Origin of the sequence: Thermomonospora curvata DSM 43183, assembly GCF_000024385.1 — a bacterium.
GTDB lineage: Bacteria > Actinomycetota > Actinomycetes > Streptosporangiales > Streptosporangiaceae > Thermomonospora > Thermomonospora curvata.
The window spans coordinates 460,217-479,666 of the sequence record NC_013510.1; the positions used below are offsets into that span (position 1 = coordinate 460,217).

At 68.5% G+C, this 19,450-nt stretch carries 14 protein-coding genes and 1 pseudogene; 6 read left to right on the forward strand and 9 right to left on the reverse strand.

Going from position 1 to position 19,450, the window contains the following annotated elements; translation table 11 throughout:
* Positions 1-4: 4 nt before the first annotated feature.
* The 3 genes from TCUR_RS01980 to TCUR_RS01990 form a co-directional block, all read right to left on the reverse strand.
* Entirely contained in the window at positions 5-1,057 is a 1,053-nt protein-coding gene (locus tag TCUR_RS01980) for a 2Fe-2S iron-sulfur cluster-binding protein (protein ID WP_012850789.1), read from the reverse strand.
* Positions 1,054-2,718: a hydroxylamine reductase gene (hcp, locus tag TCUR_RS01985; RefSeq protein ID WP_012850790.1), complete on the reverse strand. Its 1,665-nt coding sequence runs from the start codon at positions 2,716-2,718 to the stop codon at positions 1,054-1,056. Before hcp ends, TCUR_RS01980 begins: the two co-directional genes overlap by 4 nt.
* A 76-nt stretch (positions 2,719-2,794) precedes the next feature.
* Positions 2,795-3,526 carry a Crp/Fnr family transcriptional regulator gene (locus TCUR_RS01990; RefSeq protein WP_012850791.1) on the reverse strand — a complete coding sequence of 244 codons (732 nt, stop codon included), beginning with the start codon at positions 3,524-3,526 and terminating at the stop codon, positions 2,795-2,797.
* Positions 3,527-3,632: 106 nt separating this feature from the next.
* Here TCUR_RS01990 and TCUR_RS01995 point away from each other — a divergent pair, with 106 nt between their 5' ends.
* Both TCUR_RS01995 and TCUR_RS02000 read left to right on the forward strand, forming a co-directional pair.
* The gene (locus TCUR_RS01995) at positions 3,633-4,004 is read left to right on the forward strand and encodes a DUF1622 domain-containing protein (protein WP_012850792.1); all 372 of its coding nucleotides are present in this window, start codon (positions 3,633-3,635) and stop codon (positions 4,002-4,004) included.
* Between the two features lie 102 nt (positions 4,005-4,106).
* Positions 4,107-4,793 (forward strand): ArsR/SmtB family transcription factor, encoded by a 687-nt coding sequence (locus tag TCUR_RS02000; RefSeq protein WP_012850793.1) that lies wholly within the window; start codon positions 4,107-4,109, stop codon positions 4,791-4,793.
* Between the two features lie 178 nt (positions 4,794-4,971).
* Here the strand turns inward: TCUR_RS02000 and TCUR_RS02005 are convergent, their stop codons facing one another.
* From TCUR_RS02005 to thiL, 4 genes are all read right to left on the reverse strand, one after another.
* Positions 4,972-5,748, reverse strand: a complete 777-nt coding sequence (locus tag TCUR_RS02005) for an isocitrate lyase/PEP mutase family protein (protein ID WP_012850794.1) — start codon at positions 5,746-5,748, stop codon at positions 4,972-4,974.
* Positions 5,749-6,002: 254 nt separating this feature from the next.
* On the reverse strand, positions 6,003-7,826 hold the full coding sequence (locus tag TCUR_RS24540; RefSeq protein ID WP_012850795.1) for a DUF3987 domain-containing protein: 1,824 nt from the start codon (positions 7,824-7,826) through the stop codon (positions 6,003-6,005).
* Between the two features lie 4 nt (positions 7,827-7,830).
* Complete coding sequence (locus TCUR_RS02015; protein WP_012850796.1) at positions 7,831-10,284, reverse strand: hypothetical protein; 2,454 nt, start codon at positions 10,282-10,284, stop codon at positions 7,831-7,833.
* Positions 10,285-10,932: 648 nt separating this feature from the next.
* On the reverse strand, positions 10,933-11,940 hold the full coding sequence (gene thiL / locus TCUR_RS02025) for a thiamine-phosphate kinase (RefSeq protein WP_217265440.1): 1,008 nt from the start codon (positions 11,938-11,940) through the stop codon (positions 10,933-10,935).
* Positions 11,941-12,799: 859 nt separating this feature from the next.
* Here thiL and TCUR_RS02030 point away from each other — a divergent pair.
* The 3 genes and pseudogenes from TCUR_RS02030 (at position 12,800) to TCUR_RS26185 (ending at position 15,173) form a co-directional block, all read left to right on the forward strand.
* On the forward strand, positions 12,800-13,711 hold the full coding sequence (locus tag TCUR_RS02030; protein WP_041439218.1) for a hypothetical protein: 912 nt from the start codon (positions 12,800-12,802) through the stop codon (positions 13,709-13,711).
* A pseudogene (locus tag TCUR_RS28530) lies at positions 13,608-13,841 on the forward strand (Eco57I restriction-modification methylase domain-containing protein); the annotation flags it as partial. The gene TCUR_RS02030 and the pseudogene TCUR_RS28530, both read left to right, overlap by 104 nt.
* A 108-nt stretch (positions 13,842-13,949) precedes the next feature.
* Positions 13,950-15,173 carry a type IIL restriction-modification enzyme MmeI gene (locus TCUR_RS26185; RefSeq protein WP_148232894.1) on the forward strand — a complete coding sequence of 408 codons (1,224 nt, stop codon included), beginning with the start codon at positions 13,950-13,952 and terminating at the stop codon, positions 15,171-15,173.
* Between the two features lie 248 nt (positions 15,174-15,421).
* On the opposite strand, the gene TCUR_RS02035 is transcribed toward TCUR_RS26185, so the two are convergent.
* Positions 15,422-15,613, reverse strand: a complete 192-nt coding sequence (locus tag TCUR_RS02035; protein WP_012850799.1) for a DUF397 domain-containing protein — start codon at positions 15,611-15,613, stop codon at positions 15,422-15,424.
* A complete protein-coding gene (locus TCUR_RS02040; protein ID WP_012850800.1) occupies positions 15,610-16,491 on the reverse strand; it encodes a helix-turn-helix domain-containing protein in 882 nt (293 codons plus the stop codon). Before TCUR_RS02040 ends, TCUR_RS02035 begins: the two co-directional genes overlap by 4 nt.
* Before the next feature lie 659 nt (positions 16,492-17,150).
* On the opposite strand from TCUR_RS02040, the gene TCUR_RS25325 reads away from it, so the two are divergent.
* Positions 17,151-19,373 carry a WD40 repeat domain-containing serine/threonine protein kinase gene (locus TCUR_RS25325; RefSeq protein WP_012850801.1) on the forward strand — a complete coding sequence of 741 codons (2,223 nt, stop codon included), beginning with the start codon at positions 17,151-17,153 and terminating at the stop codon, positions 19,371-19,373.
* The last annotated feature ends 77 nt before the right edge of the window (positions 19,374-19,450 follow it).

The window sequence follows — 19,450 nt, forward strand, 5'->3', positions numbered from 1 at the left end:
GTCCTCAGGTCGGCAGGAACCGTTCGTAAAAGACGTGCTCGGCGGGGACCCCGGCCCGTGCCGCCACCTGGACGACGGCATCGACCATGGGCGGCGGGCCGCACACGTAGATGTCGGGCGCGGCCGGCGCCTCGGCCAGGTCCGCCGCCAGCAGGTCCGCCGGGGTGCCCACCGGCCCCTGCCAGGAGGGGCCGGGCCGCCACACGCAGACCCGGTGGCTGAAGCCGGGCAGCTCGGCCGCCACCGCGTCCAGCTCGGCCGTCCCGAACACCTCTTCTTCGGTGTTGACGCCCAGCAGCAGCCGCGCCGGCTGGGGCTCCTGCCATTCGGCCATGTGCCGCACCATCGACAGCAGCGGCGCCAGGCCGGTCCCGCCGGCCACGAACCAGCGGGGCCGCAGCCCGGTTTCCCGCAGGCCGAAGGCGCCCTGCGGGCCGAACGCGGTGAGCGTCTGCCCGGGACGGGCCCGCTCCCGCAGATAGGTGGAGAACAGCCCGCCCGGCCGCAGCCGGATGTAGAACTCCATGCGGCCCTCCCAGTTGCCGGTGTTGGCCAGGGAGTAGGCCCGTTTGGCGTCGTGGCCGGGAACTTGCAGTTCCACGAACTGCCCCGGGTCGAACTGGCAGTCGGTCCCCCCGTCCTCGGTGGGCTCTGCCCGCAGCTCCAGCCGCACCGTTTCGCAGGCGACGGTCTCCAGCGCGACGATGACGGCCTGCCGCCGCGGTATCCCGCCGCGCAGGATCCGGGACCCGTCGTAGGGGAGCGTCACCGACAGCGGGCCGCGGGGGAAGGTGCGGCACAGCAGCACCTCCCCGGCGGCGCGCCGCTCCGGCGGCAGCGCCGCCGGGCTGTGGGCGCCCAGCTCGTAGTCCCCCTCGGCGACCGAGGCGTGGCAGGACCCGCAGGTGCCCTGCTTGCAGGAGGCCGGCAGGGCGGCCCCGGCCTCGGCGGCGGCCTCCAGCACGCTCCGGCCGGGCGCGCAGCCGAACTCCAGCCGCTCCCCGTCGGAGGTCACCAGCGTCACCGGCCGGACTTCCGTGGCCTCGGCGGTGGTCATGAGGCCCGTCCCAGCGCCGCGGCCAGGTCGTCCTCGGCCCGTCCGGTGGTGCGCAGCCCGAACCGCTTCACGAACGTCTCGATCAGGCCGGGGGTCAGGTAGCCCGGCAGCGTCGGGCCGAGGTGGATGTTGCGGACGCCCAGCGCCAGCAGCGTCATCAGCACCGCGGCGGCCTTCTGCTCCATCCACGACAGCGCCAGCGTCAACGGCAGCTCGTTGACGTCGCACTCGAAGGCGTCGGCCAGCGCCAGGGCGATCTTGATGGCGGAGTAGGAGTCGTTGCACTGCCCGACGTCCAGCAGCCGGGGGATGCCGGCGACCTCCCCGAAGTCGTGCTTGTTGAAGCGGTACTTGGCGCAGCCCAGCGTGAGGATCACGGTGTCGGGCGGCGCGCTCAGCGCCAGCTCGGTGTAGTAGTCGTGGCCCGGGGTGGGCCCGTCGCACCCGCCGATCAGGAAGAAGTGCCGGATGGCGCCCTGCTTGACCGCCTCCACCACCTTGTCGGCCACCGACAGCACCGCATCGCGCCCGAACCCGACCGTGATGAACTGCTCGGGCCCGTCCTCGGGGAACCCCGGCAGCGCCTTGGCGGCCTGGATCAGCGGGGCGAAGTTCCGGTCGGCGATGTGCCGCACCCCCGGCCAGCCCACCGGCCCGGCGGTGAAGATCCGGCGGCGGTAGCTGACGTGCGGCTCGATGATGCAGTTGGACGTCATCAGGATCGGGCCGGGGAAGGCGGCGAAGTCCTGCTGCTGGTCCTGCCAGGCGCCGCCGAAGTTGCCCACCAGGTGCCCATGGGCCTTCAGACGCGGGTAGGCGTGGGCGGGCAGCATTTCGCCGTGGGTGTAGACGTTGATGCCGGTGCCTTCGGTCTGCTCCAGCAGCGCGGCCAGGTCCCGCAGGTCGTGCCCGCTGACCAGGATCGCCTTGCCCACCACCGGGGTGACGCGCACCGCGGTCGGCTGCTGGGCGCCGTAGGTGCCGGTGTTGGCCGCGTCCAGCAGCTCGATGACCTTGTGGTTCAGCCGGCCCAGGTCCAGGGCGCGCTCCAGCAGCTCGGCGACGTCGGTGGGCTCGCCCGCCAGGTAGGCCAGCGCCTCCTCCACCCCGGAGAACACCTCGGCGCTGCGGTGGCCGAGGGCGGCGGCGTGGTGGGCGTAGGCGCAGATCCCCTTCAGCACGTACAGGTGCAGGGAACGCAGCCCGACCACGTCCGGCCCGGCCGTGTCGATCCCCGCCCTGACACCGACGCCGGACGCCTGCTTCAGCAGGCCGTCCATGTCGGACGCCGGCTGCCAGGCGGCCGGCCCGGCCGGCGTCACCGGCTGCAGGCCGCGGGCGCGCGCCGCCTCCTCGTAGCGGGCCTTGACCCGGTCGCGGACGTCCGCGGCCTCCTTCAGCAGCGCGTTGAACCGGGTCGGGTTGAAGTTGACGTTGGTCAGCGTCGTGAAGACCGCGTAAAGGATGAACTCGGCCGCCTCGTCGTCGGCGGCTCCCAGGGCGCGAGCCTGGACCGCGTACTGGGCGATGCCCTTGACCGCGTGGATGAGCAGGTCCTGCAGGTCGGCGGTGACCTCGTCCTTGCCGCAGTTGCCGAGCGGGCCCGCGCAGCCGACAACGGCGCCGGAACGATCGGTCTGCTCGCACTGGTAGCAAAACACGCCGCATCTCCTGTCGCTTGTCGTCGCGTTCGGCGGCGACGCTAAACAGGACGGGACGGCGTTTCCTTGACGCAGGTCAACTCGCGGCGTCCAGCGGGTGAACTGTGGCCGAGGTCACCGTCATCTCCAGCCGGGCCTCCAGCGCGGGCACGTCGTGCAGGGTGATCCGCCGCCCCTGGACGCTGATCAGCCCCGCGGCCGACAGGTCGCGCAGGATGCGCGAGAGCGTCTCGGGCGCGATGTTGAGCCGGGAGGCCAGCACGTGCTTGCGGGTCGGCAGCGTCACCGTGCACTCGTGCGCCGGTCCGCTCTCCCCGCGGGCCTCGTGCAGCAGGAAACCGATGACGCGCTGGATGCCGGATTGCAGCGAGTAGGCCTCCACGTCCCGGATCAGCCGCCGCAGCCGCACCGCCATGTTCGCCAGCATGCGCCGGGCGAACGAGGGGTCCCGGTCCAGCAGGTCCAGCACCGCGCCGCTGGAGATCCCCAGCAGCCGGGTGGCGACCAGCGCCCCGGCGGTGACCGGGTAGCGCTGCCCGGCGAAGACCACGGCCTCGCCGAAACTCTCCCCGCTGGTGACCAGCTCCACCACTTTCTGCGTGCCGTCGGCCGCCGACACCGTCAGCTGCATCTGCCCGCGCAGCACGTAGTAGAACCCGCGGACCGGATCCCCCTGGTGGAACAGGATCTCCCCGCGTTCCAGGGAGACCGGGAAGGAACCGGCACGGATGATCTCCAACTGCTGCCGGGTCAGCCCCGAAAACAGCGGCAGCCGGGGCAGCAGCTCCGTGAGCGGCGGATCGGTCATCTCCACCGCTTGAGCGTATCCGCCGCCGGCGCCGCCCCTCCTGCCGGTGCGAGGAGAACACTGCCGGGGCCGGACGCGGGCAAGAGGACCAGCAGGGAGGTCTTCCATGGAGCTGGAGAGCGCGATCGAGACGACCGGCAAGGCGATCGACGCCGCCGGGGTGGCGGTCATCGTCGTGGGCGCCGTGGCCGCGACCGGGGTTTTCACGCACCGGTTGCTGCGCGGACGGGACGGGCTCCCCGCCGCCTACCGGCTTTACCGCCAAAGCCTGGGCCGGGCCATCCTGCTGGGGCTGGAGTTCCTGGTGGCCGCGGACATCATCCGCACCGTGGCCGTCTCACCCACTTTCACCAGCGTCGGAATCCTCGCCGCGATCGTCGGCGTGCGGACGTTCTTGAGCTTTTCCCTGCAGGTGGAACTGGAGGGCCGCTGGCCCTGGCAGCGCCGCGGCCTCACCGGAGATGAGCGGGGCACCTGAGCGGGGCCTGCTTTCGCGCCGGGCGCAGGACGCCTGGGGCCGCCGGGGACGGCGACGACCGTTCGGCCGACGCCGAAGGATCGGCGCCCTACCGTGGCCACCATGGGAGGAGAAGCGGACATCTCGGTTCCGGCGCGGCTCATCGCCGAGCCCGCCCGGGCCCGGATGCTCACCGGCCTGATCGGCGGCCTTTCACTGCCCGCCGGGGAGCTGGCCCGCCTGGCCGGGGTGTCGGCCTCGACCGCCAGCGAACCCCTCAAAGCCCTGGTCGCCGGCGGTTTCGTCACAGTGCACCGCTCCGGCCGCCACCGCTACTACACCCTGGCGAACGCCGACATCGCCCACGCCCTCGAAGCCCTGCAGGCCATCGCCCCCAGCCGCCCGGTGAACTCCCTGCGCGCCCACCGCGCCTCCGCCGACCTGCGGGCCGGCCGCCGCTGCTACGACCACATGGCCGGAGACCTGGGACTGCGGGTGACCGGCCTCCTGGTGCACACGGGCGTCCTGGAACCACTGCGCCCCGGCGCCACGGCGGCCCTGCACCTGGACGCCGCACACCCGATCATCACCCGGTTCGCCCTGCGGGACATCGGCGGCTCCCCACGCCGCCCCCTGGCACGGGGCTGCCTGGACTGGACGGCGCGCAAACCGCACGTGGCGGGCCGGCTGGGCGCGCACCTGCTGACGCTCTTCCGGGAGCGCCAGTGGGTGACCGCCCGCCTCGGCAGCCGCGCCCTGCGCCTCACCGAGGCGGGGGAGGACGCGCTCACCTCCCTGGAGACCGGCTGAGCGGTCCTGGACGAACCCTTCCGTCACCCTCTGGGCCTGGCCGGTTCCCGGCTCGGGACGCGCTTCACTTTCGGCCGCGGGTTTTCAGCTCAGCAGTGGGAAAGGCTCAGCGGCCGCCTGGAAGGCCCGAAAACACGGCGGTGGCTGATGCCATGCCTCAAACGACGCCGCGTGCGACTCACCCGCAGACCGGCCGGTAACGGGTGGCCAGCTCTTGGACATCGCCGTAAGAGGTGGCGGGCGGCGCCGGTGACCCGTCGCGTAGGCCCACCGCCACCTCTACCGCCCGATCCAGTGCCGCCCGGTACAGCAGCGACCCGCAACTGACCCGCCGCACGCCCAGCCGCGCCAGCTCCGCCACCGAAAAATCGGAAGAGGCCAGCACATTGACGGGCACCGGCACCGCCGAGGTGATCTGCCGGATCTGCGCCCCGTCCAGCCGTCCGGGCACGAACACCCCGTCCGCCCCCGCCTCGACATAGCGCACCGCCCGGTCGATGGTCGCGGTGACGGTGGCGTCCTGCCCGACCCAGAAGGTGTCGACGCGGGCGTTGACGAACAGCCCCGGGCAGCGCTCCTTGACCGCGGCGATCTTGGCTGCGTGCACCTCGACCGGAACCAGCCGCCCTGCGGTGCTGTCTTCGATGTTGACCCCATCGACCCCCAGTGAGGCCGCGTACTCGGCGACGGCCTCGGGCTCATCGGCGAACCCGTCCGCGATGTCGACCGAGACCGGACACGGCAGCCTCCGAAGCCGATGCGCCAGCCGGCGGACGGGCTCGGCGATCGCCCGCGACGCATCGGCCATCCCGTACCGGGCCGCCACCCCCAGACTCGTGGTGCCGACCGCCGCGAAACCCGCCGCCGCCAGCGCCACCGCCGACGCCACATCCCAGGCGTTCGGCAACACCAGCGGATCACCGGCCCGATGCAACTCCCCGAATCTCGTCCCCATGCCCCGATGCTGACCTGCCGACGTTTCGGCCTTTCCCGAACCGTGGCCGTCCGCGCCGCCGAAGCCGGCGGACGCGAAGGACGGGCCGGCAGGCGAAGAGCACCGCCCGGGCGACTTTTCAACACGCTGTCTTCGCAGAGCGCACGCGGGAACGTCGCTGTCAGGGGCGATCTGGAGTGCCGCGGTGCCGGACACCGGCGAGGCTCCCGTCCTCGGTGTCTTGGGCCACGTGCTGAAAAGTGTTCACCAGACGCTCAGCTGCGTCCCCCGCCGTCGCCGGCTCCGGTGAGGCCGCCGCGGCGGCCGAGGCGGTCGGCGGCCGCTTCGGTGAGCCGGTAGAGACGCATCGGGCGGCCGCCGCCGCGCGCTGTGGAGGTCTGCAGGTCCTCGCCCAAAGACGCCAGCGAGTTCTCCAGGTCCGCGGTCGAGCCGATGTTCTTGACCTTGGCCAAGAGGTCCGAGCGGGACAGCGGAGCGGGATGAGCGGCCAGCAGCGCCTCGATCACCTTGCGCGTGATGTGCGGTTTGGCGGCGCCGGGCCGAGCCCGGGCGGAGGGGGGCGGCGCGGCCGTGGCCATGATGTACTCGACGGAGGCGATCACGTAGGTGATGAACGCCTCGGCGCTTTGCAGGTGCTCCAGCGAGATCATCTCCTGGTGCGCGGCCACGGCATAGAGAGCGGCGATGCGCTTGGCGTAGGGGAGTGCGCGCCCGGCGAAGGCCTCGATGAGCTCCGACCCCGTGGACAGGGCGGTGAGCCGGTCATAGAGCTGGTCGCGCCAGTAGTCGCGGGCCGCCTCGTCGAACCTGATCAAGCCGAGGCGGCGACCCCGGGCGATGGCCTCGCGCAGTTCTCCGGCGAGCCGGTCGGCGAGCGCCTCGGGCATCTCCTCGGCCAGTGGCAGCGACTGGCAGCGCTGGACGAAAACCGGCAGGAAGCGGTTGAACGTGCCGCCGGCCACGTCCGCCGTCGACAGGTTGGCGCGGAACTCATCGGGGGTGATGTGGCCGACGATCGCCAGGTGCGCGTCCTTGACGGTGGCGCAGTCGGACTTCCTCTTGACGATGACCGACAGCGTGTTGCCCTGCCAGGCGGTGCGCAGGTTCTGCCCGAGGGCGTCGTCGATGCGGGAGCGGCGCATGACCTTCGCCCACTCCTCTTCGATCATCAGGGCGGGGAAGCCGGGGCGGAGTTCCGGCTCGGCATCGTGGAGGGCGCCGTCCTCGTCGTACCAGCCGGCCTCGCGCGCCATGGCCTCCAGCTTGCCCACCAGCCCGGCTCCGGACGAGGGCGAGCCGTACAGCAGGTGGCGTTCGGTGAAGTCCGCCGAGACCCGCTGGAAGATCTCCATGGCCGCGTTGGTGGCGGTCCCCTTGCGGCCCAGCGCCGTCCGCCCGATCAGCATCGTCCACACCAGCAGTGGGTGACGGGCAGAGCCGAGGCGGATGTGCGGCCGGTGCCCGACGGCGGCCGACAGCGCCGACAGCAGGGTCGCCAGCACACCGACCGGGTCGCCTTCGGTGTAGGGATGGACCTCGCCCACCACCCGGCCCAGCAGCCCGCTGAACATGGCCTCCTCCGGCAGCGGGCCGGGCCGTTCGATCTTGTACCAGCCGGTGGCCGCCGGCTGCGGGACGGCTGCGCGCACTGGGGGCGCGGGTTCGCGGAGGTCCGGGGCGTCCGTGCCGCCGGACGTTCCTGGGGGCGCCGCCGGTGCCTGGTCGTCTTCGGCGGGCGGTGTCCACGGCGGACCGCCGAGGTCTTCTGTGCCCACAGGGCCGTTGTGGCGAGGCTGCAAGGTGCTCCGGTAGGCGGCGTCGAGGAATTTCTCGTGCGCGGGATCGGCCTCCAGGAACATGACCTTGGCCCAGCCCGGGGCGGGACGGTCGGGACGCACCGCGACCAGCACACTGGACGGGTCGGCCGCGCAGGTCGCCTGGACCCAGCGGCGGAAGGCCGCCTCGCCCGCCCCGGCCGCCAGCACCGGGTCGGCGCCCCACCGGCTCTCCTCCTCGCCGTCGAGGAAGGAGAACCGGATGGGACTTTCTTTCTTTCGTCTGGAAGATGACGAGTTCATCTGATCAGTCGAGAAGGAAATCAAGTTCGGCGGCGGCCTCTGTGAAGGCCGCGTGCACCTCGTGGACGAACGGGTTGTCGTAGGCGGCGTGCTGGTCGGGGCGGGGGACGGCACGCGCGTAGATGTCCTCGGCCAGGATCTGCGCTCTGCGGTAGGTCGAGCCCTTGCCGTGCTCTTCGTAGGCGCGCAGCCAGTCCGCCCGTGGCTCCTGGGTGATGAGCAGGTCGGCCAGCCCGATCAGCCGCCTGGTGACGGCGTTGGAGATGGAATCGATGATGGCCTGCCGTTCCTCGGCGTCCGGTTCGGAACCGGTCCAGCGCACCGGCCGCTGCAGCGTCCGGTAGATCTCCTTCTCCAGGTGGTGGCGCAGGCTGGCCGCCGGCCGCAGGTCCCGGTACTCGTCCTCGTGGCCTTCTGACAGGCGGCGGGTGAGCGCCTTGATGGTGGCCCAGTGCTTTTTGGGGATGTCGGGTTCGAACGACAGCCCCAGCAGGCCGTTCCACAGCCTGTGGAAAGACCGGGCGGCCTCGGACACGGCCCTGGTCACCTCTTCTCTTTTGTAGACCGGCCGTGACGGCCCGACCTCCACTTCGGCCGCATCGGCGGTCAGGGCCTCCACCAGTGCGTTGAACTCCCGGATGGTGCGCGTTGCCGCCTTATGCTTGGCCGGGTCGATGCGCCGCGGGTCGAGCCGCTTGTGGATGCCGCCGACGAAGTGGCAGGACTCATCCAGCCTGCGGCGCAGCACCCGCTCGGCCGCCCCCAGGTCTTCCCGCACCGCGTTCAGCACGTTCTCCGCCGAGTCCAGCACATGCCGCCGCCGCTCGGAGACCGTGCGCAGGTTGTCGCCTTTGACCAGGTCGAAGTGGGTGAACAGGAAGTGCAGCTTGTCGGCGTTGCCGGTGGCCGCGGCGGTGCGCATCACCGACACCGGGGCGGCCTGCATCGGCTGCTGGGCGTTGTCGACCAGGACGATCGCGTCCACCTCGTCCAGCCGTTTGCGCAGCCGGGTGGAGACCTCGCTGGCGGAGTCGTGGACGTGCCCCATGCCTTCTCCGTCGATGAGCACCAGCCGCGGGTGGGTCTCGGCCCACAGCGGACGGAACGGGCCCGCCACCCGGATCCCGTTCACCAGCGGGGTCAGCAGGGAGCCGAAGTCCTCGTGCCGGTTGCTGGAGAAGCGGTTGACGACGCCGATGAACTCGGCGCGGTCCGGGCAGTCCCAGCTCCAGCTCACCGGCCAGCCGTCGGCGTCGCGGTGCAGCTCGCCTGGGGTCAGTGATTCGAAACGCTCCTCGATCGCATCGAGCATGGCCTCGACGATCCGCGCGCAGACCGGGGAGCGGCGGATCCGGTTCTCCAGCTCGTCTTCCAGGACCTCCTCGACGCTGCGCTCTTCATCGGCGGTGATCTCCGTTTGCAGCTTGCCGACCTGGGTGTTCACCACGTGCTGGAGGGCTTCGACGGCGCCGTGGAGCATCGCGGCCGTGGCCGGGTCGCTGACGCCCTGGGGCGCGCCGGCCTCCTCGGCGGTGTCTTCGTCCAGGTCGTCGTCGTAGTCGTCCAGGTCGTCCAGTTCATCGTCGTCGGGCTGCGCGGACGGGGGACGGCCCAGCAGGTAGCTGAAGCGGTAGCGCTGGCTGACGTGGTCCAGCAGCCGGGTGTACACCACCTCCTGCGGCCGTCCTTCGAACACCGCCCGGGCCGCCTCCCAGACGTTGTCGCGCAGGTGGTCGGCGATCTCCTTGCGTTCGGCGAAGGTGACGGCGGCCCGGAAGGGCCCCTGCTCGGTGAGGATCAGCTCGGTGTCGGCGACGGTGGTCTTGGCCGTGGACGTGGAGGGGAAGCGCTCGCTTCTGGGGTCGGTGCCGAGCAGCTGCCGCACCACCGTGGTCTTGCCCGCCCCCGTGGTGCCCAGCAGCAGGACGTGCCGGTACCCCTGGTCGGCGCCCGGCAGCGGCAGCAGCTCATCGCGCAGCGCCAGGGCGGTCTTGGCCTGCGGCGGCGCCGGTTCCGGCTCGGGGGCGGGCCGGTGGATCTGCCGCCACTGGCGGGCCACCTGTTCTGCCAGCTCGTCGGACATCTGCCAGAACCCGAAGTTGCGCGGGGCCGGCAAGGGCTCGGGCAGGGGGGCCGCGTCGGCGAGCCTCCAGTGGAAGAACCGTTTGTTCGCCCACGGCCCGCATTCGCAGGGGCCGCCTTTGCAGACCTCCACCAGTCTGGCCACGGCGACCACCATCTGCCGTTCGGTGCAGGCGGCGGTGATCTGCTCGGTCCTCCACCCGGTCAGCCGGGCGGTCTCATACAGGATCGTTTGGTCGAAACCGGAGCCCGCGCAGATCGCGATCCAGCCGCGGTACGCGGTGTCCGTCATGCGGTTGTAGACGTCCTGGTACCCCTCGGAGATCGCCCATGCGGCGGGCTGGGGGACGGTCAGCGCCCAGGTGGGTTCGGACAAAGCACTCCTCGTCGGAAGGTGTCAGGCGGCGCCCGAGAAGGGCGGCGGACAGGGGGTTGTGACCTGCGGGTTCAGATTGCTGGTGTGGCGGCTGACGCCGTCTCGTCTTCTTGTGAACTCTGTCGACCAACGAACTTTGGATTATGCAGATACACCCCTGGAAATGCAACCCTGTTCACAGCACTCGAGGCCGGTGCGCCTGCGGTTCGCCACTGCAGATGGGCCGGCTCACAGGCGAGAGCGCGATCCGCGCGATGCGCCGTTCGGCTCGCTATTCGGGGACGTGCAGGGGGCTAGGGAGAATCCGGGGGGAGATCGCGGGCCACTACCGACTGGAGCGGCTACTGGGCCGAGGCGGTTTCGCCGGGGTGCGAGTGGCCGCGGGTCTGCCGCGGGAACGGCCGGTGGCGGTGAAGTCCCTGCGCAGCCGTACTCTGGCCGCTGAACCGGCCGACCAGCCGCGGGGAGCGCCGGTGAGGCGAGTGGCGGGCTCGGGGTGCAACTGGCCGATGCTCTGGTGGCCGGGCGCCCGCTGTGCGCAGGTGATCGCATCGCAGGGTTGACGGGCCGGCGCCTGCACGTCGGAGGCCCGCGTGTTCGCGCCCGCCGCTTCGAATCCCCCGCGCTGCCTGTGCCCCGCAGGCTCGCTCAGGTCGCGTGCCGCCAGGGGTTGCCCGGAAGCCGCCGGGTGATTCCATCGCTGCCGCGCAGCAGGAGATCGGGCTCTTCGGTGGCGAACCCGATGTCGTGAAAGGCACTGTGCCCGTGGGCGGCGAAGATCTCCTGCAGCTCCTCCACATGCTCTTCGGGGACGGTGAAGATGAGCTGGAAGTCGACCGAGTCGCCCAAGAGCAGGGGGGTCAGCTCGGTGTCGCTGAGCTTGGCGACCTCCTCCACCGCGCCCACGACCGGCAGCGCGTCTTCTTCCACCGTGAAGCCGACGCCGCTGCGGGCCGCGATCGATTCGATCCCGGCCTTGAGTCCGTCCGAGGAATCCTGGCAGCTGGTCACCAGCCCGCTGGTGCTCAGGGACCGCCCTTCGGGGACCAACGCCTGGGGCCTCTTCCATGCGTTCAGCAAAAGCTCCTCAGCCTGGGGGGAGAGCCTGGTGTCGGCGACGTCCAGCTTGCCGAAGTACTTTTGTGCCGCGGCGGCGACCCCGGTCGGCCCCGTGATGCACAGCCGGTCGCCGGGACGGGCGCCGCCGCGCAGCAGCGAACGCCCCGCCTCGACGACGCCCACCGCCGATGCCGACAGGATCAGGCGTTCGGCCGTGCCGATGTCGCCGCCGACGTTGGGCGCGCCCACCCGGGCGCAGGCGTCGTTGATGCCCTGCAATACCTGGGCGAATCGTTCATCGGGCATCGTCTTGGGGTAGCGGACGACCGACAGCAGCGCGATCGGCTGGGCGCCCATGGCAGCGATGTCGCTGAAATTGGCCATCGCCAGGTAGTAGCCGATGTCGTAATCGTCGAGATAACCGAGTTCATAGAGGCCGAACTTGGGGCCCCGGACATAGTCCGAGCCCACGACCAGCTCCTGAACGCCGTCGAGGCGGAACACCGCGCAATCGTCCTGGGCATCGGCGCCGGCCAGCAGCCGTATGGTCTCCCCACCGGTGAGGCGGTGCGACCAGCCGGTTTGACCGCTGAACATCGGGCCGATGATGGTGGCCAGCCTGCCGACGCATCTTGCGCGCCACACCATACACCCGGTGTCTGGTGCTGTCACCGCAATAGAAGTAGGGGAGACCGCGCTCTCCCAGCCGTTTGAGATCTTTGATGTCAGTCAGCTCAAGCGCGGTCAGCCCGTCCTCGGTCATGGCCCTGTGCACTGCGTCGAGCCGAAGGGGGAGGAAGTGCATGTGGGCGTGTGTTATGCATGCTGACCCGTCCATTTCCTGCGATGACCCATATTCCATGACGACCAGTTCGCCGAACGTCATGGAATATTGGCCGTAAATCAGTTTTAGGGCGTCCTCAACCTCTGTCGCATGGTCGCGGACCACTTCTCCGAAGCTGAGGTAGTGCTCATTGGAGACCAGCAGCAGGTGGCCCGTCGTCAGCGGTGACATGTCCGCCAGCAGAGCCAGGTTCTCGCTGCGGCAGATGATCCTGCTTCCAGGGCTCCCCTGATAGGTGCGCGAGAAGTCGGTGTCGGCCGCTCCGGACAGCTCCTGGCAGAAGTCCGCGCCGACGCAGTGAACTTTCTTCGACATGCCGTCCCCGCAGGTCGACAGGGGGTGTAGCGGTCCGGGACACCGCCGTGACCTGGAGTTCCGGGGATGCTCCCCGGCGGCTCCCCCGCCGGTGCCCGGCCGTCTCCGCCATGGAGAGGCCGGCGGGCGCCTTGATCCGGCCGGCGGGCATCGGCCGTCCCTATTGGACGGTGTACCGAGTTATTTAGAGGCAGCCGAAAATCTAGATCTTGGAACGCGCTGCCGTTGTCGCTTGCATGGGTTACATTGAAGCACACCTTTGTGTACTGGTTAAGTTCTGGGGCTGGAGTACAGGCGATGCGCTTGAGTGTGGCCAAAGGCGTGGATCGCACGGTGATCCTGCTGGCCACTGTCGCTCTGGTGAGCAACCAGTACGACTTCCCGTCCAAATCGTTTTGGGAATCGCTCGAGGACGCCCAGCCGGTTGTGCTCATCACTTTGATCGTGGTGGCGGGGATGTTCGGCGCCCTGTCCCCGTTCGAGACCTACTCCCGGCACAGCACACTCGGCAGACGGGTCGCCCTGCGCAGGCAGATTCTCACGGCGTTCGGCCAGTTGCTGGAGCTGGGCGCGGCGGCCGATCCGCCCGTGCCCATCAGCGATCCGGCACTGCACATTTGGCGCAAACGGCGCACTCTTCAGCATCCGTTGCGCGGTGAGCTGGTCAGGGTCGCCACCTACCGGCTCGGTTCCACCCCGGTGACCCGCACGATCCGTCCCACCAGGGGAGTGGGGGTCGTCGGGCTGTGCTGGCAGCTCAACCAGGAGGTGGGCGAGAACGTCGAGCGGCTCGCCGCCCAGGTGCCCGACGAGCAGAGCTTCGAGGACTACCGGCAGCGGCACGGGGCGGCGGCCGTCATGGGCTTCTCCTGGCAGGAATTCACCCGATACCGGCATCGAGGAGCGGTCTTCGCCAGCCCCATCAGGAACGCGCGTTCTAATTTCATCGGATGCGTCAGCTTCGACGCCGCACACGGCTACGATGCCCTGGATTGCCAGCGGCTGTGGCACGAGCTCAACGCGCTTTGCACGGTCATCGGGCAGGATGGATTCGAAGGCGTTGGAATTCCCCGAGGTCATGCGGCGCGGGGGGTTCGATGCGGTGGTGGGGAATCCGCCGTTCATCGGGGGGCAGCGTCTTACTGGCACTCTCGGCACGGACATGCGGGAGTACCTGGTCCAGCACGTTGGCGGGGGACAGCGCGGTAGCGCGGATCTGTGCGCGTACTTCTACCTGCGCGACCTTGCAGTCACCAATGGCGGGCGAGTCGGCATTATCGCGACTAATACCATCAGCCAGGGCGACACAAGAGAGGTTGGACTTGCTCAAGCCCTTAATAGGGGATGGCAAATTTATAGGGCGGAGAAATCTCGCCCGTGGGAGGGTACCGCCTCTTTGGAGGTCTCTCTTATATGGTCCTGCCGCAGCGGTGATCATGAGAGATTCGTGCTGGATGATCGTGAAGTTCCAGGCATCACTTCCACGCTCGACTCACAGTCTCGGATTGCTGGTGACCCTCACCGGCTCGCAGCCAACGCGGACAAGTCGTTCATCGGGTCCTACGTGCTTGGAATGGGGTTCGTGCTGACCCCTGAGCAGGCCCATAAGCTTATTGAGAAAGACCCGCGCAACAGAGATGTTTTGTTTCCCTATCTGAACGGCGATGATCTTAACTCTCACTGGGATCTGTCGGCGTCGCGCTGGGTTATCAACTTTCATGATTGGGATGAAGATAAGGCTCGCACCTACCCAGATTGCTATGAAATAGTCGAGCAAAAGGTAAAGCCGTTTCGTGCGCAAAATAATCGTAAGGTGTATCGGGAGTACTGGTGGCAATATGCTGAGAAGCGTCCAGCGCTCCATCGGGCCATCAGGAACCTGCAACGTGTCTTGGTGTTTGCTCGCGTCAGCAAGATTGGATTGCCGCAGTTTGTTGCAACCGGCCAGGTGATGAGTGAGCAGCTTGTTGTGATAGCCACTGATGCTCTAGAAGACTTGGCCTTGCTTTCTAGTGATATCCACTACTTTTGGTGGACGGTAAAAGGTAATTCTACTCTGGAGACGCGACTTCGTTATACTCCCTCTGATGGCTTTGAGACCTTCCCGAGGTGCTTGCTGACCGATCGTGTCAGGTCTGCTGGAGAGGCGCTTCACGCTGTGAGACGGGAGGTCATGGAGCTTCGCAAGTGGGGGCTCACTCAGCTTTATAACTGTATCTATGATCCCTCCGTTGCGGGAGAAGAAATATCTTCCTTGAGGGATATACATGTCGAGATTAATGAGGCTGTCTGTGAAGCTTATGCTCTTCAAGAGGAGCAAGATCCCGGTATTCGAAAGTTTGAGGCGAGGGTAGCTTCAAAACCATTGCCTGCGTGGCGAGACATCGAACTTCGACACGGCTTCTACGAGACTCAGCAAGGTATACGATTCGCGATCTCGCCGCAGGCGCGGGATGATGTGCTCGACAAGTTGCTTGCGCTGAACCATTACCGGTATCAGCAGGAGGTCTCGCAAGGTCTGCACAGCGGGAAGGGCGGACGCAAGGGAGCCAAGGCGGCTGAGAGGCAGCCAAAGGAGACAGAAGTGGGGCCTGGGAGGGGTACCGATGCTGTGGACTCAGCAGATGGCGCCCTTGATGGGCTGTTCGCTCCGCCGGGTGCGTTGTTCTGACGGCTATGCCGTCGATCTTGGGCTGAGCGTGCCTTGACTCAGTAACTCAGCCCAAGACCGAGGCGTCAGGTGTTGTGGAATCGGGTGAGCAATCGGGCTCACTCTGCCGGGATGAGTTCAAGATGACGTCTGGTGCCCTAGCCTCGGAGTCGCGGGTGTCGATCATGCCATCGGCGACTCTAGCCGACTCTAGGCACTCTCCGTGGGGTCGCTGTAACGGGGCTTGTGCCAGTGCCGATATTTGCGGCTCACCGCATGTTGCGGAGCCGGGTGAGTAGGTGAGCCCACTCTGAGTGGGTGAGTTCGATGATGGCGTCCGGGGTGTTGGCCTTGGAGTCGCGGATGCCGACCGTGCCGTCGGCGGCCTTGGCCACCTCCACGCAGTCGCCGTTGGGGTCGCTGTGGCGGGACTTGCGCCAGTGCCCGTACTTCGTTGTCATGCCGAAGGTCCTGTCCCGTCGTCTAGTTCCTCTGCTACCTGACTAAGGAAGGCCAGGCTCTCTTCTGGGGATAGCGCAGCCTTCCTCAACAGATCGTAGTGCGCGGTATACCGCGCTACACCACGGCGCTCAGTGATCACGAGGTCGGTGGTGACCGTATCGACTACAGCTATCGTGGGATCGACCTTCTCGGGGAAGGTGTAGAGCGAGAACGATGACTTCGGCATGAGAGCACCCGGGATGTGGGTGTTGTAGCGCAGTACTCGTAGCGTGATGCGTGGTTCAGCAAGAACCACTTTGATCATGTGGAAGAGCTGCTTGCTCATCACCGATCGGGGTACTCCCAGCCGGTAGATCGTGCATTCGTCGAGTACGGCGTCGTAAGTCGGCCCGTCCGGGCTTAGAAGATGCTGCTGGCGGCGGGTTCTTGCTTCAGCCAGCCGATGAGGGCGGTAGGTGATGGGGCCAAGGGCTTGATCGATCTCGATCAGGGTGCTGATGAGTTCAGGCGTCTGTAGAACGGCGGGGATGCCGGTCTGGTTGTAGCTGCGGATCGTCTTGGCCCCTGACTCCAGGTCGGCATACAGCCGCTGCCGGTCGCCCATGGCGTTGCCGTACCGGTCCCACCAGCCCTTACGGGAAGCGTCCCGGGCCAGCCGCAGCAACCTTCGGTACTTGGCCCCGGTGACCTCCAGGGCTTCGAGGATGTTGAGAATCTCGCCCACATCCGGCCGGATCTGGGCGTTCTCCAACTTGGAGATCTTGGGACGGGACTGGAAGACGAGCTTGGCCAGCTCGTCGGTGGTCAGATCGCGTTCCTCCCGCAGCTTGCGCAGTTCCGCCGCCAGCCGCAGCCGGCGAACGTAGGGACTGGTCATCGACGACCTCCCGGAGACTGTCCGGGCGCGGCCGCACAGGCCCCGCCCGCTCACTTTCCGTCAACACCGAGAACGCTACGCACAAATTCCCCGCCCCACCTGCTGAATGACACAATCCGGTCACCACTCGACCACAATTCGTAAAGCACCACTTCCGAACGTTCCGCTCCCGAACGTTCTCGACCGCGAACCCCTCCACCCATCACCCCGCCCACCCCTCCTGCCCACCCCGGACCGAAAGCCGGCCCGCTTCGCCCCGCTCCCGCCGCGAATCTCCTCCGGCCCACCGCTTCCGCGGCCCGGCCCGAGCACGGCGCACTCTGGGACGTGCGGCACCGGCCGCCGCTCCCGTTCCGCTCCCTGAGGCCGCGTATTGAAAAGTTCCGCCCCGCCCTTTGGCGTCCGCCCCGCTCCCTCCGGGCGCCCGGGCCGATCTCCTCCGGCTTCCGTCCGCAGCGGTGGGCGCGCCCGGCCGCCGGCGGCAGCGTTCGTCCTGCCGGCCGAAAGCAGCGGCGGATTTGTGCCGGGTTGGCTGCCTGTTCTTGCGCTCTGGTGGACCTGGGTGTGATCTTCTATTTCTCCGAAGCGCCGTAGGCCGGCACGAGGGCCGGTGGAGAGGCGGCCATATCGTCCAAGCCGGGAACGGCAGCGGGACCAGAGTGGAGCCTGGGCTGGAGATCGCAGGTCGTTACCGGCTGGAACGGTCGCTGGGCCGGGGCGGCTTCGGCGAGGTGTGGGCGGCCGCGGACATGCTGCGGGACCGGCAGGTGGCGATCAAATTCCTGTATCCGCAGATCTCGGCGACCAACCCGGTGGCGGTGGCCAAATTCCGCCAGGAAGCCAAGATCGCAGCCCGGCTGGATCATCCGGGCATCACCCGCGTCGATGACTTCGGCCTCCACGAGGGCCAGTGGTTCTTGGTCATGGAGTTCCTGCACGGCCGGACCCTCGCCGCCGAGCTGGCCGACCACCCGCAGGGGCTGCCGGTACCGCGGGTGGTCGCGTTGGGGGAGCAACTGGCCGACGCCCTGGTGGCCGCCCACGAGATGGGAGTGGTCCACCGCGACCTCAAACCCGTCAACCTCATGGTGATCGACGGCGACCGGCTCAAGGTCTGCGACTTCGGAATCGCCCGGATGGCGGACGCCTCGGTCGCGGTCACCTTCACCGGCCAAGTCGGCACCCCGCTGTACATGGCCCCGGAACAATGGCTGGGGGAGCCGACCGACCATCGCACCGACCTGTACGCCATGGGCGGGATCCTGTTCCACCTGCTGACCGGCCACCCGCCCTTCACCGCCGACGGCGCCAGAGAACTGATGGGCCGGCACCTGAACGCCGACCCCCCACGAGCCCGCACCGAACGCCCCGAAATCCCCGTGGCGCTGGATGCGTTGATCGTCGAACTGCTGGCCAAAGACCCCCGGCAGCGCCCCGCCCGCACCGCCGACGTCCGGGACCGCCTGCGCGACATCCAGCAGTCCCGCACCTCTCCGCCACCGGCATCGGAGAGCACGTCCGCAGCCCCTGACGATGCCACCCGGCGCCTGTCCCCGCCACCGGAGCCACAGAGCACATCCCCGGCCGGCAGCGCCGCCCCGGGCCCGACCCGGCCGTCTGTTCCGGAGAGCAGATCCCCTGCCTTTGACGGTGCCGCCCGGCCTCCCTCCCCGCCGCCTGCGCCGGGAGTCCGGGACACGAACGGCACCCGCCGTCCCGGGGGCCCGCGCCGCGTGGCCCGCCGCGCACTGCTGGGCGGAGCGGTCCTCTCCCTGGCCGCGGCGGCCGCCGTTCCCCTCAGCCGCTTGACCGCCCGCACCGGCAGTGACGGCCGCGCCGGCGGCACCGGCTCCGCCGGCACCGATGACGGTGATTCGCCCCTCCGATTCACCCTCAAAGGCCACGAGAAATGGGTTGAGTCGGTGGCGTTCAGCCCGGATGGCGCCACCCTCGCCACCGCGAGCTGGGACGGCACTGCGCGGCTGTGGAACGCCAAGAACGGTAAGCCCGTCGCCACTCTCGAAGGCCATCGAGGAGAGGTCATCTCGGTGGCGTTCAGCCCGGATGGCGCCACCCTCGCCACCGGAAGCGGGGATGGCACTGCGCGGCTGTGGAACGCCAAGAACGGTGAGCTCATCATCACTCTCAAAGGGCACCAAAAGGCGATCGGGTCGGTGGTGTTCAGCCCGGACGGCGCCACCCTCGCCACCGCGAGCTGGGACAACACCGTGAGGCTGTGGAACGCCAGAAGCAGTGAGCTCATCACCGCTCTCAAAGGCCACAAGGAGGTGGTCCAGTCGGTGGCGTTCAGCCCGGACGGTGCCCTTCTCGCCACCGCGAGCTCGGACGATACCGCGAGATTGTGGCGCGTCAGAAGCGGTGAGCTCATCACCGCTCTCAAAGGTCACCGAAGCACAGTCGCCTCGGTGGTGTTCAGCCCGGACGGCGCCACCCTCGCCACCGCGAGCCGGGACGGCACTGCGCGGCTGTGGCGGGCCAAGGACGGCGAGCTCATCACCGTTCTCAAAGGCCACCAGGACCAGGTCACCTCGGTGGCGTTCAGCCCGGATGGCGCCGCCCTCGCCACCGCGGGCTGGGACGGCACTGCGCGGCTGTGGCGGGTCAAGGACGGTGAGTTCATCGCCATTCTCGCGAACCACCCGGAGGTCTGGTCGGTGGCGTTCAGCCCTGACGGTGCCCTTCTCGCCACCGCGAACAATAAGGGCATCGCGAGATTGTGGAACGCCAGGAACGGTGAGCTGATCACCACTCTCGAGGGGCACCATGGAGGAATCGGCTCGGTGGCGTTCAGTCCTGACGGCGCCCTTCTCGCCACCGCGAGCCGGGACGGAACAGCGAAATTGTGGCGGGTGGGTGATTGACGCCGAGGCGAGTTCGAAGGCGGCCGAACCGCCGAAGATCCCTCACGACGAGCCTGCGACCGCAGACCGGTGACACC